Genomic DNA, 14,863 nt, shown 5'->3' on the forward strand with positions numbered 1-14,863 from the left:
TCCTCCCCGTTGGCCGGTATGGACGGAGCGCTCGTGCGGCCTGTTCGCAGGGACCGCTCGTGCGCCATCCTCCGGTCGTGCACTGCGGGCCGCCTGCTGGGAAGGTCCGCTCGGGGGACGGGGAGGGGGCGGTTAGGGCAAAGGGGTGAGGCCGTCGCGATCTGCCGGTGCGGCGGGGGCCGGGCCGGTCAGCCGCTGGTACAGCCCCCAGGTGAATTCGGGGACGATCTCCTGGGGTGTGCCGTCGGGGCCGGGGGCGGTGCAGGACAGCCGCCAGCGGGTGGGGGCGCTGCCCTCCATCGGACGGGCCGGGGCGAAGGCGCGGGCGACCTCGTCGACCGTGCAGGACCAGGGCCGCAGATCCTCGGTCGTCCGCAGGTCAGGGGCGGTGGCGCCGGGTGCCCGGACGAGCCAGGCGTTCCAGACGGCGCCCCCGGTGCCGGTGAGGACCTCGAACCGCAGATCGGGCCAGAGCGGAACGGGCCAGGCCAGGGCCTCGCAGGTGAGGTCGCCGATCCGCCGGGCGGTGACGGACTCGGGGGTGCCGAGCAGCGCACGATACGGCTGGACGCCGCCGCGCGCCCGCGGGACGTGCATCCGTGCCTGCCAGCGGCGGTTGGCCTCGCGCAGGTCGGCGCGGGAGACCCGCAGGGTGCGCAGGGCGTCCTCGACCAGGCCGGGGTGGTGGTCGGCCATCCGGCGCAGCAGGACGAGCTGGAAGGCGACCGGTCCCGGCAGAGCGGAGGGGGCGCCGGAGCCTGCGGGCGGGTCGTGGTCAGCGGTGCCGTTCATGAGGGACATGGTGGTGGATGGCGCGGGTTCCGGGGCGGGAGGGCCGCCGTCGGGGAGCTCAGCCGGCGCCGGCCGCCCCGGCCGCCCGGCCCTCGACGAGCGTCTCCATGCCATCCAGCAGACGGTCCAGCCCGAACTCGAAGAGCGACTCCAGGTTGACCACGTCGTCGTCGATCCCGGAGACCCCCGCGTACATGGGATAGGAACCCGAGGTGAGGATGCCGTCGAACACCGGCTCCATCGTCGCCATCCACTGGTTCTGGTCCATGCCGGTCTCCTGCTCGGCCTCCAGATCGTCCTCGAACCCGGCGGCGGTGGACAGCACGAAGCCCAGCAGCGTCAGCGCCATATGGATCAGCGTGACCGGGTCCATGCCCCGGACCCGCGCCATGGTCCACTCGATCAGCGCCATCGCCCGCGGCATCGGCTGCGGCCGGGTGAGCGACAGGTACTGCGCCAGCCACGGGTGACGCCGGTAGAGCTCCCATTGCAGCCGTGCGCCGGCCGCCATCCGTTCGCGCCAGCCGTCCGGCGCCGGTTCGGGCAGCTCGATGTCGTGGAACGCCGCGTCCGCCATCAGCAGCACCAGCTCGTCCTTGCCCGCCACATGACGGTAGAGCGCCATCGAGGACACCCCGAACTCGGCGGCGACCCGGCGCATCGACAGCGCCCGCAGCCCCTCGGCATCGGCGACCTTGACCCCGGCCCGTACGACGCTCTCGCGGCTGAGCCCGCTGTCCGTCTCGCGCGGCCGCCGCTCCCGCGCCGCCCCGCCGCGGGGGGTCCGCTGCGGCTCGGCCACGACCGTGCCGACTCCCGGTACGGCCCGTACGAGGCCCTCCTGACGCAGCGTCGTCAGCACCTTGGTGGCGGTCGCCATCGCCACCCCCCACTCCTGGGTGATCCGCCGGGTCGAGGGCACCCGGTCGCCCGGCGTCAGCTCGCCGGTGTCGATACGGCGGCGGATCGTGTCGACGATCCGGCGGTAGGGCGGCGGGGCAGGCTGCTCCACGGGGGGACCTCCGTACTAGTGCACCAGGGTGGTTCGGCGGGATGTGAGGGTAACAGGGTGTCCTTCATCAGGGCGTCGCACTAGGTAAGTGCACTAGTGTGACGCACCTCCAATTCCCTTGTCAGTCCTACTGTTTGCACCGTAAGCGCACGCTGCTTACCCTGTCACCCATGTCGTTTACTGCGTACACATCCCAACCGTTGGCCGGCCGCCGGGAGTGGACCGCCCTGGGCGTCCTCCTGTTGCCGTGCCTGCTCGTCTCGATGGACGTCTCGGTGCTGTACTTCGCGGTGCCGTTCCTGACCGCGGAGCTGGAGCCCAGCAGCGTCCAGCAACTGTGGATCCTGGACGTCTACGGCTTCGTCCTGGCCGGCCTGCTGATCACCATGGGAGCGCTCGGCGACCGCATCGGCCGCCGCAAGCTGCTGCTGTCCGGCGCCCTCCTCTTCGGACTCGCCTCCGGGGCCGCCGCCTACGCACAGAGCGCCGAAATGCTCATCGCCGCACGGGCGTTGCTCGGCATCGGCGGCGCGACCCTGATGCCGTCCACGCTCGCGCTGATCCGCAACCTCTTCCACGACGCCGGGCAGCGCGGCAAGGCGGTGGCGATCTGGTCGACGGCGGTGACCGGCGGCATCGCGATCGGCCCGGTGCTCAGCGGGGCGCTGCTGGAGCACTTCTGGTGGGGTTCGGTGTTCCTGGTCAACGCTCCGGCGATGGTGCTGCTGCTGGTCTGCGGGCCGCTGCTGCTGCCGGAGTTCAAGAACCCGGCGGCCGGACGTTTCGACCTGCCCGGCTCGCTGCTGTCCCTGCTCGCGATGCTGCCGGTGGTCTACGGGGTCAAGGAGATCGCCCGCGACGGACTGGCGGCGTGGCCCGTACTCGCCGTCGTGGGCGGCCTGCTGGCCGCCGCGGCCTTCGTGTACCGCCAGCGCACCGCCCGCCATCCGATGCTCGACCTGGAGCTGTTCCGGCACCGCGGGTTCAGCGTCTCGGTGCTGATGAATCTGCTGGCGATGTTCGCGATCGTGGGCTGTGCGGTGTTCTTCACCCAGTACCTCCAGTCCGTACGGGGCATGAGTCCCATGGAGGCGGCGCTGTGGAATCTGCTGCCGACCCTCGCGGTGGGCGGGATGGCGCCGGTGGCCGCCGTGCTCGCCCAGCGGATGGACCGGGCGTATGTCATCGCCATGGGGTGCGTCATCGCGGCCGGCGGCTTCGTCTGGCTCTCCTGGCTGGAACCGGGCTCGGCCCTGTGGTTCGTCCTGGTGGGCTCGGCGGTCTACGCCTCGGGCCTGGTCATGGTGATGTCGCTCGGCAACGAACTGGCCATCGGTCTCGCGCCGCCCGAGCGGGCGGGCTCCGCCTCGGCCGTGCTGGAGTCCGGCACCGAACTGGGCGGCGCACTGGGCATGGCGATCCTGGGCAGCATCGGGAGCGCGCTCTACCGCACGGACATCGGTGACGCCCTGCCCGCCGGCCTTCCGGCGGACGCGGCCGACGCGGCACGGGAGACGCTGGCGGGCGCCGCCGCCGTGGCCGGTGAACTCCCGGGCCGGGCGGGCGAGGCGCTGCTGACCGCGGCCCGCGCCGCGTTCACCGGGGGGCTACAGACGGCGGTGCTGGTCGCCGCGGGCGTCATGGCCTGTGCCGCGGTGGCGGCGCTGACGCTGCTGCGGGGGCTGCGGACGGCGGGAGTTGAGGGGGAGGCGGACGCCATGGGGGCGGTCGGTGCGGAGTGCGGCTCCTGACGGCCGCGCCCGGTTCACTCGGGCGCGACGCCCAGCATCCGTTGCAGCAGCTCCTTCAGCAGCGTCCGTTCGGCGACCGTCAGCCGGCCGAGGGGTTCGCGCGCGAAGTGGAGTGACGTACGCAGCGCCTCGGCCGTGCGCGCGCCCTCGTCGGTCGGGGCGGCGAGCTTGACGCGGCGGTCGGCCGGATCGGGGCGGCGCTCGACCAGGCCGCGGGTCTCCAGGCGGTCCACGATGCCGGTGATGTTCGACGGCTCGCACTTCAGGCGCTCGGCGACCTTGCGCATGGGCAGCGGCTCGGCGGAGAGCAGGCTGAGGACCCTGGCCTGGGCGCCGGTGAGGGAGTGCTCGGCCGCGGCGTGCTCGTACTCCTCGTAGTAGCGGGCGACGACGGTGCCGATGAGCTCGACGACCTCGACGGTCAAGGAGTCTGCGCGGGGGGTCATGCATACGAGGATACCCATTTACTTGACAACATGAAATATCGAGGGGCATGGTTGTTTCAGTACCTGAAGCTTTAGGAGGATCGCGTTATGTCCGCACTGCCCACGACCGGCCGCGAATGGCACCTCGTCGCCCGCCCCCACGGCTGGCCCACCCCGGAGGACTTCGCGCTGCGCGAGGCCGCGGTGCCCGAGGTCGGCGAGGGTCAGATCCTCGTCCGTACGCAGCACTTCTCCGTCGACCCGTACATGCGCGGCCGGATGAACGACGTGAAGTCCTACGTCCCGCCCTTCCAGCTCGACCAGCCGATGGACGGCGGCGCGGTCGGCGAGGTCATCGCCTCGCGCGATGACTCCATCGCCGTCGGCGACCATGTCCTGCACGGCCTCGGCTGGCGTGAGTACGCGGTGCTGGACGCCAAGCGTGCCGCCAAGGTGGACCCGTCGCTGGCTCCGCTCACCGCCTACCTCGGTGTGCTGGGCATGCCGGGCCTGACCGCGTATGCGGGTCTGCTGGAGGTGGCGTCCTTCAAGGAGGGCGACGCCGTCTTCGTGTCCGGCGCGGCCGGTGCGGTGGGCAGCGAGGTCGGCCAGATCGCCAAGCTCAAGGGCGCCTCCCGGGTCATCGGCTCGGCCGGCTCCGACGACAAGGTCAAGCTCCTCGTCGAGGAGTACGGCTTCGACGCCGCCTTCAACTACAAGAACGGCGATGTCGCCAAGCAGCTCAAGGAGGCCGCGCCGGAGGGCATCGACGTCTACTTCGACAACGTCGGCGGCGACCACCTCGAAGCGGCCATCAGCTCCCTCAACGTCCATGGCCGTGCCGCCATTTGCGGCATGATCTCGATGTACAACGCGACGGAGCCGAGCCCCGCTCCGCGCAACCTCGCGATGGTGATCGGCAAGCGGCTGCGCCTCCAGGGCCTGCTGGTCAGCGACCACGCCGCACTTCAGCCGCAGTTCGTCGAGGAGGTCTCCGCCTGGATCCGCTCCGGCGAGCTGAAGTACAGCGAGACCAAGGTGGCCGGCATCGAGAACGGCGTCGAGGCGTTCCTGGGCCTGCTGCGCGGTGAGAACACCGGAAAGATGATCGTGAGCCTCACGGACTGACGGGGGCTTTGGCTGCCTGGCGCGGGGCTTGGCGGTCTGACGGTGACCCTGGCGGCTGCTGCAGGCCCTGGCGGGGAGGGTGTGTGACTCCCCGACGGGGCCTTGCGCCCGACCGTTAGGCTCAGCGGCAAGCCGTCGCGATCCGTGGGCGCGAGTCGCGGCGAACCACAGGAGGATTTGGTATGTCCATCCAGACCGTCGACGTCGTCTACACGGCCGTCGCCACCGCTGAGAACGGCCGTGACGGCCGCGTCGCCAGCGATGACGGCAAGCTCGACGTGATCGTCAACCCGCCCAAGGAGCAGGGCGGCAGTGGCGCCGGCACCAACCCCGAGCAGCTCTTCGCGGCCGGTTACAGCGCCTGCTTCCAGGGCGCGCTCAGCGTCGTCGCCCGCCGGGAGAACGCCGATGTCTCCGGCTCCCGGGTGACCGCCCAGGTCGGCATCGGCAAGACCCCGGACGGTGGCTTCGGCCTCACGGTCGAGATCTCCGCGGCGATCCCCAACGTCGACGCGGCGACCGCCAAGGACCTCGTGGAGAAGGCGCACCAGGTGTGCCCGTACTCCCACGCGACCCGCGGCAACATCGAGGTCAAGCTGACCGTCGCCTGACGCACGGCTGCACCACCGGCACGCACACAGGGGCCGCATCCCGCGACGGGGTGCGGCCCTTGGCGTGTCTGTGGAGGTGGGTGCGGCCCCCGCACCCGGCCCCCGGTGCGGCCCCCGCACCCGGCCCCCGCACGCCCGCACCCACCCAGCTACCCCGATGTGACGCAGGCCACCTTCGCCGTATCTTGACGCACCCACCGTGTAATCGATTTCGTAGCCCCCACGAAATGCTCAAGAAATCGATTACATGTTGATCATGCGCACCCGCTCTCCCGCACGGTGAGCGCGCGCACGGACAGAATGGCAACGGCGCCATGGCGAACATCAAAGATGTGGCAGAGCGGGCGGGAGTCTCCGTCGCCACGGTCTCCCGCGTCCTCAACGGCCACAGCCCGGTCGCGGAGACCCGCGAGCGGGTGCTCGCCGCCGTACAGGAGCTGGGCTACCGACCCAACAACGTCGCCCGCGCGCTGCGCACCGCCCGGACCGGTGCCCTCGGCCTGATCATCAGCGACCTCACCAACCCCTTCTTCACCGAGCTGGCCGACGCCGTCGAGGACGAGGCCCGCAGCCTCGGCTACAGCTTGGTCATCGGCAATGCCGGCGAGCGCCCCGCACAGCAGGACGACTACATCCGCACCCTGCTCGACCGCCGGATCGACGGTCTGCTGGTCAGCTCGGCCGGCACCGGCTCGGCGATGCTCCGCGAGGTCGTCGCCTCCGGCACCCCGCTGGTGCTGCTGGACCGCACCGTGCCCGGTATCGACGCCCCCTGCGTACGCGCCGACGGCCGCACCGCGCTCACCGAGCTCGCCGCCCACCTCGCCGCCCACGGCCGCAGCCGGCCCGCGATCATCGTCGCCCCGGCCGGCACCCCGACCGGCGACGAGCGCCTCGCCCTCTTCCGTACGGCGCTGGCCGGATACGGCCTCACCCTGCCCGACGAGCGGGTCGGCGCCACCCCCGACCTCCAGCACACCGGGGGCCGGCAGGTGATGAGCGACTTCCTCGACCTCGCCGAGCCGCCGGACGCGGTGCTGGCCACCGACAACCTGATGGCGCTGGGCGCGATGGACGAACTCCGCGCCCGCGGGCTGCGGGTTCCCGACGATGTGGCGCTGGTGGTCTACGACGACGTGCCGTGGTTCACCCACACCGACCCGCCGCTGACCGCCATCGCCCAGCCCACCCGCGAACTGGGCCGGGCCGCCGTACACACCCTGCTGGAGCGGATCGAGGGCCGGCCCGCCGCCTCGGTGCTGCTGCCGGCCCGGCTGGTCGCCCGCCGCTCCTGCGGCGAGCTGCCCACCCCCTGAGCAGGCCCGCCCGGCGCCCGGACCGGCACTCCGGTCCGGCTCCCCCGGCCGGGCGGGCCACCCGAGCCGGCCTTCACAGGCCACCCGAGTCAGTCACCACACGAGTCATCCGAGGAAGAGAGGGGCAGCGCATGACCGGCGTCAACGACGACGTACCGGGCGGCCGCGAACTGCTGCGCGTCGAGGGGGTGACGAAGTCGTTCCCGGGCGTCCGCGCGCTGGACGGCGTGGACCTGACCCTGCGCACCGGTGAGGTGCATGTCCTGCTCGGCGAGAACGGCGCGGGCAAGAGCACCCTCATCAAGATGCTCTCCGGCGCCCACCGCCCCGACGAGGGCCGCATCCTCGTGGACGGCGACGAGGTCACCATCCGCTCGGCGCAGGACGCCGAACGGCACGGCATCGCCACCATCTACCAGGAGTTCAACCTCGTCCCCGGGCTGACCGTCGCCGAGAACATCTTCCTGGGCCGCCAGCCGCGCACCGCGCTCGGCCTGGTCGACCGGAAGACGATGCGGGCACGGGCCGCCGAACTGCTGCGGCGCGTACGCCTCGACGTCTCCCCGAACACCCCGGTCGCCGAACTGGGCATCGCCCGCCTCCAGATGGTCGAGATCGCCAAGGCGCTCAGCCTGGAAGCACGCGTCCTGATCATGGACGAGCCGACCGCGGTCCTGACCTCCGAGGAGGTCGAGACCCTCTTCGGGATCGTCCGCGAGCTGCGGGACACCGGCGTCGGCATCATCTTCATCACCCACCACCTGGACGAGATCGGCGCGCTCGGCGACCGGGTCACCGTCCTGCGCGACGGCCGGTCCGTCGAGGAGGTACCGGCCTCGACGGACGAGGACGAACTGATCCGCCTCATGGTGGGCCGCGACATCGCCGAGCAGTACCCGAGGCAGCGCCCCGGGACGCCGGGCGCGCCCCTGCTGCGCGTCCGCGGTCTGACGCGCAACGGCTCGGTGGCCGGACCGGTCTTCGAGGGCATCGACTTCGAGGTCCGGGCCGGTGAAGTCGTGGGTCTCGCCGGGCTGGTGGGCGCGGGCCGCACCGAGGTGGTCCGGGCGATCTTCGGCGTGGACCGCTATGACGCCGGTACGGTCGAGATCGACGGCAAGGAACTGGCCCGCGGCGATGTCCGCGCCGCCATGCGCGCCGGGCTCGGCCTCGTACCGGAGGACCGCAAGGGCCAGGGCCTGGTCCTGGACGCCTCGCTCCAGGACAACCTCACCCTCGCCCGGCTCGACCGCGACACCCGCGGCGGGCTGGTGGACCGGGGCGCGCAGCGGCGCGAAGCGGCCACCGTCGCCGAGCAGTTGAAGGTCCGGATGAGCGGCCTGGGACAGAGTGCCCGCACCCTCTCCGGCGGCAACCAGCAGAAGATCGTCATCGGCAAGTGGCTGCTGGCGGACACCAGGCTGCTGATCCTCGACGAGCCGACGCGCGGCATCGACGTCGGCGCCAAGGTCGAGATCTACCAGCTCATCAACGATCTGACGGCGTCCGGCCGCGCGGTGCTGATGATCTCCAGCGATCTGCCCGAGGTGCTCGGTATGAGCGACCGGGTGCTGGTGATGTCGCAGGGCCGGCTGGCCGGTGAGCTGTCGGCCGAACAGGCCACCCAGGACGCCGTGATGGAGCTGGCGCTCCAGTCCCCGCACGGCACGAGCACGAGCACGAGCACGAAGCACCACGACAAGAGCGCGATGGAGGGCTCCGATGTCCACTGAGGTGAAGACAGGAGCCGCCGCCGAGGCGGTGGGACGGGCACCGGACCGGGACGGCGCGGGAGCGTGGTTCTCCCGGGCGGTCCTCAGAAACGGCCCGCTCGGCGGACTGATCGCCCTGGTCGTGGTGATGGCGGTGCTGTCCAGGGACTTCCTCAACGGCCAGAACCTCCTCAATGTCGGTGTCCAGGCGTCGGTCACCGCGATCCTCGCCTTCGGCGTCACCTTCGTGATCGTCTCGGCCGGTATCGATCTGTCGGTCGGCTCGGTCGCCGCGCTCTCCGCCACCGTCGTCGCCTGGGCGGCCACCGGGGAGGGCCTGCCCGTCTGGATGGCGGTGCTGCTCGGCCTGGCCACCGGCGCGGCGGCCGGTCTGGTCTCCGGCGCCCTGGTCTCCTACGGCAAGCTGCCCGCCTTCATCGCCACGCTGGCGATGCTCTCGATCGGCCGCGGTCTGGCCCTGGTCATCTCCGGCGGCTCCCCGATCCCCTTCCCCACCTCGGTCGGGGCGCTCGGTGACACCCTCGGCGGCTGGCTGCCGGTGCCCGTCCTCGTCATGATCGCGATGGGGCTGATCGCCGCGCTGATCCTGGCCCGTACGTACTCCGGCCGGGCGATGTTCGCGATCGGCGGCAACGAGGAGGCGGCCCGGCTCTCCGGCATCAACGTCAAGCGCCGCAAGCTCGCCATCTACGCGCTGTCCGGCGTGTTCGCCGCGGTCGCCGGCATCGTGCTCGCCGCCCGGCTCACCTCCGCGCAGCCGCAGGCCGCCACCGGCTACGAGCTGGACGCCATCGCCGCCGTCGTCATCGGCGGGGCCAGCCTCTCCGGCGGCTCCGGCAAGGCCTCCGGCACCCTCATCGGCGCGCTGATCCTCGCCGTCCTGCGCAACGGCCTCAACCTGCTGAGCGTCTCGGCGTTCTGGCAGCAGGTGGCCACCGGACTGGTGATCGCGCTGGCGGTGCTCCTGGACACGCTGCGCCGCCGGAGCGCGCGATGAAGGCCCGTACGAACGTCCCGAGGAACGCCCGGGGGAACGCCCGGATCAAGGCGTCGCTGGCGGCCGGGCTGGCCGCGACCGTCGCCCTGGGGCTGGCCGGCTGCGACCGCGGCGGCAACACCGACCTGGGGCTCGCGCTGTCCACGATGAACAACCCGTTCTTCGTCGGCATCAAGAAGGGCGCCCAGGCCGAGGCGGACGCCCGCGGTCTGCACCTCAACATCACCGACGCCCAGAACGACCCCACCCAGCAGATCAACCAGATGGAGACGTTCACCAGCCAGAACGTCAAGGCGGCCATCATCAACCCGGTCGACTCCGACGCCGCCGTACCGGCCGTCGGCGTCGCCAACCGGGCGAAGGTGCCGGTCATCTCCATCGACCGCGGGGTCAACGGCGGCAAGGTCGGCTCGACCATCGCCTCCGACAATGTCGCGGGCGGCCGGCTCGCCGCGAAGACGCTGGCCGAATCGCTCGGCGGCAAGGGCAAGGTGGCCTTCCTGGAGGGGCAGGCCGGCACCTCCGCCGCCCGCGAGCGCGGCAAGGGCTTCGAGGAAGGCATCAAGAAGTACCCCGGCATCGAGGTCGTCGCCCGGCAGCCCGCCGACTTCGACCGCACCAAGGGCATGGACGTGATGACCAACATGCTCCAGGCACACCGCGGCATCGGCGGGGTGTTCGCGGCCAACGACGAGATGGCGCTGGGCGCGTCCAAGGCGCTGGGCGGCCGCTCCGGCAAGGACGTGAAGGTGGTGGCGTTCGACGGCACCCCGGACGGCGTCAAGGCGGTGCGGGGCGGCACGCTGACCGCCACCGTCGCCCAGCAGCCGGAACTCCTCGGCAAGCAGGCGGTGGACTGGGCGCTGAAGGCCTCCCGTGGTGAGAAGCTGCCGCAGTCGGTCAGGGTGCCGGTGGTGCTGGTGACGGCGAAGAACGCCGCGAAGTTCGACGGCTGAGAGCGCGGCCCCGGCGGGCCGCACGGCAACGACAGGTGAGTGAAGTGGGAGAGCGGTGCATGTATGACGTCCTGGTGGTCGGCTCGGCCAACGCGGATCTGACGGTTCGGGTCGAGCGGCGGCCCGGCGCGGGCGAGACCGTCACCGGTACGGACCTGGTCGAGTCGGCCGGCGGCAAGGGGGCCAACCAGGCGGCCGCCGCGGCCCGGATCGGCGGGCGCACCGCGCTGCTGGCGCGGGTCGGCGGCGACGCGTACGGCGAACTGCTGCTGCGCGCCCAGCACGACGCGGGCACCGATGTCTCGCCGGTGATCGTGGACGACGCGGCCCGTACCGGCACCGCAATGATCATCGTCGACCCGGACGGCGACAACAGCATCGTGGTCTCGCCCGGCGCCAACGCCGCCCTCACCCCGCAGGACGTGGCCGCCGCGAAGGACACCATCGCCGCCGCCGCGGTGGTCTCCCTCCAGCTGGAGATCCCCATGGAATCCGTACGGGCCGCCGCCACGGCCGCCGAGCAGGCCGGCACCCGCGTCGTCCTCAACCCCTCCCCGACGCCCGAGGCGGCCGCGCTGGCCCCCGAACTCCTCGCGGTCGCCGACCCGTTGGTCGTCAACGAGCACGAGGCGCGGCAGCTCTCCGGGCTCGCCGACGGCACGCCCGCCGAGTGGGCGCAGGCGCTGCGCGAGAGGGGCGCTCGCTCCGTCGTGGTCACCCTCGGCGGCGACGGTGCGCTGGTCCTGGACGCCTCGGGGGCCGCGGAGGTCCCGGGCGTACGGGTCAAGGCCGTGGACACCACCGGCGCCGGCGACGCCTTCACCGGCGCCCTCGCCACCCGCCTGGCCCGCGGCGACGCACTGCCCGAGGCGGCGCGCTTCGCCGTACGGGTGGGCGCTGCCGCCGTCACCAAGCCGGGCGCCCAGCCGTCCTATCCGACCCGGGCGGAACTGGAGGCACTGGCGCCCGAGCTGCCGCAGGGCTGAGCCCCGGCGTGTTCGCCGCGCACGGGCCCGCGCACCGCCGAGCGGTACGAGGGCCGGGTGCGCGGCGGCACGTCACCGCCCGTCCCCCTCCGTCGGCCCGTCTCCCTCCTTCGGCCCGTCCCCCTCCGTCGGCCCGTCCCCCTCCGTCGGCCCGTCCCACTCCTTCGGCCCGTACAGCGCATGGTCCGCGCCGGTCGTCAGGGCCCAGTAGCGGTCGCCGTAGGACCAGTGCCACCACTCGGTCGGGTAGTTGACCAGCCCGGCGGAGTGCAGGGCGGCGTTCAGCACCCGCCGGTGGGTGCGGGCGGCGGGACTCAGATCCGGGGCACCTGTGTAGCAGGCGCCGTTGCTCTCCTCCGGACTGGCATTGATCGGTGTCCCCATGTCGACATCCTCGCCCGCCGTGGTGACGAGGGTGAGGTCCACCGCGCCTCCGGCGCTGTGCGGGGCGATCCCGGGCGGCGACACATAGCGGCTGGCGGCCTGATGGAGACGCCCGGCATCCCGGTCGGGGTGCAGGGCCCGCAGTTCGTCCACGTACCCCTCGAAGTAGCGGCGTTGCAGCTCCAGTGGCCGGTAGCCCTCGACGACCTTCAGCCGCAGCCCGTCCGGCAGGGCCCGCTGCGCCGCCAGCAGCCGCTTCAGCACCCCCTCGCGCAGCTGCGCGTAGGCGCCCCGCTCGTCGTCCCGGAGGTCGGCCACCAGCAGCTCGGGTGCCGCGGTCCGCACATCCACCAGCGGCTCACCGCACTCCTGGACGGGGATCGCGGCCACCGCCGGGTCGGCCATCAGCGTGATCAGGTCGCGGACATCGCTCAGCACCAGCTCCGCGCCGTCACCCGGCACCGGCCCAGTCCACTCGGCGGCCGCCGCCACCCGCTCGCCGGACGGCAGCCAGACGCCGCTGAGGCCGCACCCCGGACCGGAGTGCCCGGTCCCCGTGCCGTTGGCGAGCAGTACGTGCAGCCCGTGCTCGCGCGCCAGTTGCCCGTACTGCGCCACCCGCTGTGCCGAGTCGTGGAAGGAACTGGCGAGATACACCCGGCAGCCGTCCGCCGCGGCCCGCGCCGGCACCTCGGGGAAGCTGTTGTCGAAGCAGGTGGCGAGGGCGAACCGGATGCCGCCCAGGGTGAAGCGGCCGTCGGCGGTGCCCGGCGCGAAGAGCGCGCTCTCGCTCTCCCCTTCGCTCGCTCCTTCGCCCTCTCCCTCGCCCTCGAACAGATGGATCTTGTCGTAACGGGTGAGCAGCGTGCCGTCCGGTCCGAGGACGAACGAGGAGATCGCCGGACGGTCCCCGTCACCGCCGGTCCGACCCGCCGCGTTCACGACCGCCGCGACCCCGGTCGCCCGGCACGCCTCCCGTAGGGGAGCCAGCCGGGCATCGTCCTCCGTGACCGTCAGGCCCGCCGGGTCGGCGGCTATCAGGTGCCGGTCGTAGTGCGTCAGCGCGAGTTCGGAGAAGAGCACCAGGCCCGCGCCGCGCTCGGCGGCCTCGGTGAGGAGCGTGGCCATCCGTGCGGCGTTGGCCTCGATGTCGCCCGGTACGGGGGTGAATTGTGCGGCGGCAATGATCATTCGCCCATGATGCCGGGGGGCGGCACGGGGCGGCACGGGGCGGGATGGAACGGAGCGGACGGGGGCGGCTACGAGGACGGGACGGGGCGGGGGCCGGGCGGGCCGGGCCCCGGGGCAGCATTTCGCCGCGCCCGCCCGCCCGCGCCCGCGCCGTCCCGCCCCCCGCCTCCGGGACGTCCGGCTACCCCCGTGCGCCCCGTGCCGCCGCGGTCTGCGACGCCGCCACCGTCACGATCGCCCGTACCTGCCCGGTGATCGCGACCCGGTTCTGCACGAAGACCGGATCGGTGACCTGCCCGTTCGCCGGGTCCGTGTTGCCGGGGCCGAACTCCAGCACGGGGGTGTGCAGATGCCCGCCAGGGAGCCCCGGGCGCACCGCGTCCCTCAGCAGGGTCGCCCGGTAGGCGATCTCGTTGGACAGATAGTCCCCGCCGCCCCCGGCACGGGCCGTGGAGCCCGGCGTCGGGCCGTCCGGCCGTACGACCGGTCCGGTGCCGCCCGCCGGGATCTCGGTGACCTCGGTGTGGTCGGCCACCGGGAACGGCCCGGTCCCGGCCGCCACGATCCGCGCGTACGGCAGGCTGGTGGTCGTCCACTGCGGCTGCGGCCGTACGGTCGGCACCCCCGCCGGGATCGGCACGGTCTCCGTACGGGAGTCCCGCGCGTTGTCCGGATAGCCGCCCCGCCAGGCCCCGTTGGTCCGCTCGACGTCGAACCGGCCCGGCCGCCCCTGGCTGACCGTCGTGAACAGGTCGGCCTGCCGCGGCCCGCTCCGGAAGTGCGGCAGTAGCGTGCGCTCCACGGTGCCGTCGGCGAAGTCGGCCCACCGTACGGGGAAGACCGCGGTCTCGATCCGGGCCTGCTGCCCCGAGGCGGTGCGCACCGTCGTCCCGTCCAGGGCGAGCGCCGCGGCCCCCGACGGGTTGCTGCGCCGCGCGTCGGCGTCCAGCTGGAACGGGTCGAACCCGGTCACCACGATCCGCAGGATGTGCTTGCCGGCGGGCAGTTCGACGGAGTTCTGGCCGCGCGCACCCCGCTCCAGCGACCCGAGCAGGGTGCGGCGCGCGGACTCGGTCAGTCCGAAGTCCGGCTGCCACTGCCGTAGTTGCTTCGTCATCCCCAGCCGGGCCCAGTACAGCGGCCGGTCGTCGTCCCGGCTCAGGTCGCCGCCGTCGGGCCCGCGCCCCTGCGCCCGGTCCACGGCCCGCCGCCACAGCGCCCGACCCTCGTCCGCGACATAGCGCCGGGCCTGCTCGTACGTGGTCACCCGCGCCAGCCCGCGCCCGAACTCCCGCTCCGCCGCGTCGAATCCACTGCGCCGCAGGATCTCCTGCGGCGCGGCCTGCGACAGCCGGCCCTCCTCCACCGTGACATCCGCCGGGGCGGCCGCGGCGGCCGGCGCCGTCAGGGACAGCGGGACGGTGGCCAGCAGCGCGACACCCAGCGCGCCGATCCTGGTACGTATGCGTCTCATGGGGCGAGTAAAGCGGTGCGCGCCGCGGGGCGGTAGGGGTCCTGGCCTTTGCCCGGCGCCCTGAACCGCACCCGCCGTCCGGCCGCGGATAGGGTTCCTGGTTCAGT

11 protein-coding genes and 1 pseudogene are annotated in these 14,863 nt (G+C 72.7%); 7 read left to right on the forward strand and 5 right to left on the reverse strand.

Annotated features, from left to right (window positions below):
- Positions 1–132: 132 nt before the first annotated feature.
- Positions 133–792, reverse strand: a complete 660-nt coding sequence (locus M8I34_RS17925; RefSeq protein ID WP_250050437.1) for a hypothetical protein — start codon at positions 790–792, stop codon at positions 133–135.
- Positions 793–850: 58 nt separating this feature from the next.
- Positions 851–1,804, reverse strand: coding sequence for a TetR/AcrR family transcriptional regulator C-terminal domain-containing protein (locus M8I34_RS17930; protein ID WP_250050438.1), 954 nt, complete (start codon positions 1,802–1,804; stop codon positions 851–853).
- 170 nt (positions 1,805–1,974) lie between these two features.
- On the opposite strand from M8I34_RS17930, the gene M8I34_RS17935 reads away from it, so the two are divergent.
- The gene (locus tag M8I34_RS17935; protein ID WP_250050439.1) at positions 1,975–3,555 is read left to right on the forward strand and encodes an MFS transporter; all 1,581 of its coding nucleotides are present in this window, start codon (positions 1,975–1,977) and stop codon (positions 3,553–3,555) included.
- Positions 3,556–3,569: 14 nt separating this feature from the next.
- Here M8I34_RS17935 and M8I34_RS17940 read toward each other — a convergent pair whose 3' ends face one another.
- Complete coding sequence (locus M8I34_RS17940; RefSeq protein ID WP_030081341.1) at positions 3,570–4,001, reverse strand: MarR family winged helix-turn-helix transcriptional regulator; 432 nt, start codon at positions 3,999–4,001, stop codon at positions 3,570–3,572.
- Positions 4,002–4,088: 87 nt separating this feature from the next.
- Between M8I34_RS17940 and M8I34_RS17945 the strand changes: the two genes are divergently transcribed.
- The 6 genes and pseudogenes from M8I34_RS17945 to M8I34_RS17975 all read left to right on the forward strand — a co-directional run bounded on the left by M8I34_RS17945 (position 4,089) and on the right by M8I34_RS17975 (position 11,707).
- Positions 4,089–5,108 (forward strand): NADP-dependent oxidoreductase, encoded by a 1,020-nt coding sequence (locus M8I34_RS17945; RefSeq protein WP_030984672.1) that lies wholly within the window; start codon positions 4,089–4,091, stop codon positions 5,106–5,108.
- A 182-nt stretch (positions 5,109–5,290) separates the two neighbouring features.
- Positions 5,291–5,719 (forward strand): organic hydroperoxide resistance protein, encoded by a 429-nt coding sequence (locus M8I34_RS17950; RefSeq protein ID WP_030984674.1) that lies wholly within the window; start codon positions 5,291–5,293, stop codon positions 5,717–5,719.
- A gap of 314 nt (positions 5,720–6,033) precedes the next feature.
- Complete coding sequence (locus M8I34_RS17955; protein ID WP_250050440.1) at positions 6,034–7,035, forward strand: LacI family DNA-binding transcriptional regulator; 1,002 nt, start codon at positions 6,034–6,036, stop codon at positions 7,033–7,035.
- A gap of 131 nt (positions 7,036–7,166) precedes the next feature.
- A complete protein-coding gene (locus tag M8I34_RS17960) occupies positions 7,167–8,768 on the forward strand; it encodes a sugar ABC transporter ATP-binding protein (protein ID WP_250050441.1) in 1,602 nt (533 codons plus the stop codon).
- A pseudogene (locus tag M8I34_RS41635) lies at positions 8,758–10,721 on the forward strand (substrate-binding domain-containing protein). Before M8I34_RS17960 ends, M8I34_RS41635 begins: the two are co-directional and overlap by 11 nt.
- A gap of 59 nt (positions 10,722–10,780) precedes the next feature.
- The gene (locus tag M8I34_RS17975; protein ID WP_250050443.1) at positions 10,781–11,707 is read left to right on the forward strand and encodes a ribokinase; all 927 of its coding nucleotides are present in this window, start codon (positions 10,781–10,783) and stop codon (positions 11,705–11,707) included.
- A 72-nt stretch (positions 11,708–11,779) separates the two neighbouring features.
- Here M8I34_RS17975 and M8I34_RS17980 read toward each other — a convergent pair whose 3' ends face one another.
- Both M8I34_RS17980 and M8I34_RS17985 read right to left on the reverse strand, forming a co-directional pair.
- On the reverse strand, positions 11,780–13,282 hold the full coding sequence (locus tag M8I34_RS17980) for a nitrilase-related carbon-nitrogen hydrolase (protein WP_250050444.1): 1,503 nt from the start codon (positions 13,280–13,282) through the stop codon (positions 11,780–11,782).
- A gap of 181 nt (positions 13,283–13,463) precedes the next feature.
- On the reverse strand, positions 13,464–14,756 hold the full coding sequence (locus M8I34_RS17985) for a pyroglutamyl peptidase (protein WP_250050445.1): 1,293 nt from the start codon (positions 14,754–14,756) through the stop codon (positions 13,464–13,466).
- Positions 14,757–14,863: the final 107 nt, after the last annotated feature.

The sequence above is a fragment of the Streptomyces sp. MCA2 genome, assembly GCF_023544705.1.
Classification (GTDB): Bacteria; Actinomycetota; Actinomycetes; order Streptomycetales; family Streptomycetaceae; genus Streptomyces; species Streptomyces decoyicus.

Coding starts and splice junctions, on each gene's coding strand:
- M8I34_RS17925 (WP_250050437.1), bottom strand. CDS start 792: ATGAACGGCACCGCTGACCACGACCCGCCCGCAGGCTCCGGCGCCCCC.
- M8I34_RS17935 (WP_250050439.1), top strand. CDS start 1,975: ATGTCGTTTACTGCGTACACATCCCAACCGTTGGCCGGCCGCCGGGAG.
- M8I34_RS17940 (WP_030081341.1), bottom strand. CDS start 4,001: ATGACCCCCCGCGCAGACTCCTTGACCGTCGAGGTCGTCGAGCTCATC.
- M8I34_RS17945 (WP_030984672.1), top strand. CDS start 4,089: ATGTCCGCACTGCCCACGACCGGCCGCGAATGGCACCTCGTCGCCCGC.
- M8I34_RS17950 (WP_030984674.1), top strand. CDS start 5,291: ATGTCCATCCAGACCGTCGACGTCGTCTACACGGCCGTCGCCACCGCT.
- M8I34_RS17955 (WP_250050440.1), top strand. CDS start 6,034: ATGGCGAACATCAAAGATGTGGCAGAGCGGGCGGGAGTCTCCGTCGCC.
- M8I34_RS17960 (WP_250050441.1), top strand. CDS start 7,167: ATGACCGGCGTCAACGACGACGTACCGGGCGGCCGCGAACTGCTGCGC.
- M8I34_RS17975 (WP_250050443.1), top strand. CDS start 10,781: ATGTATGACGTCCTGGTGGTCGGCTCGGCCAACGCGGATCTGACGGTT.
- M8I34_RS17980 (WP_250050444.1), bottom strand. CDS start 13,282: ATGATCATTGCCGCCGCACAATTCACCCCCGTACCGGGCGACATCGAG.
- M8I34_RS17985 (WP_250050445.1), bottom strand. CDS start 14,756: ATGAGACGCATACGTACCAGGATCGGCGCGCTGGGTGTCGCGCTGCTG.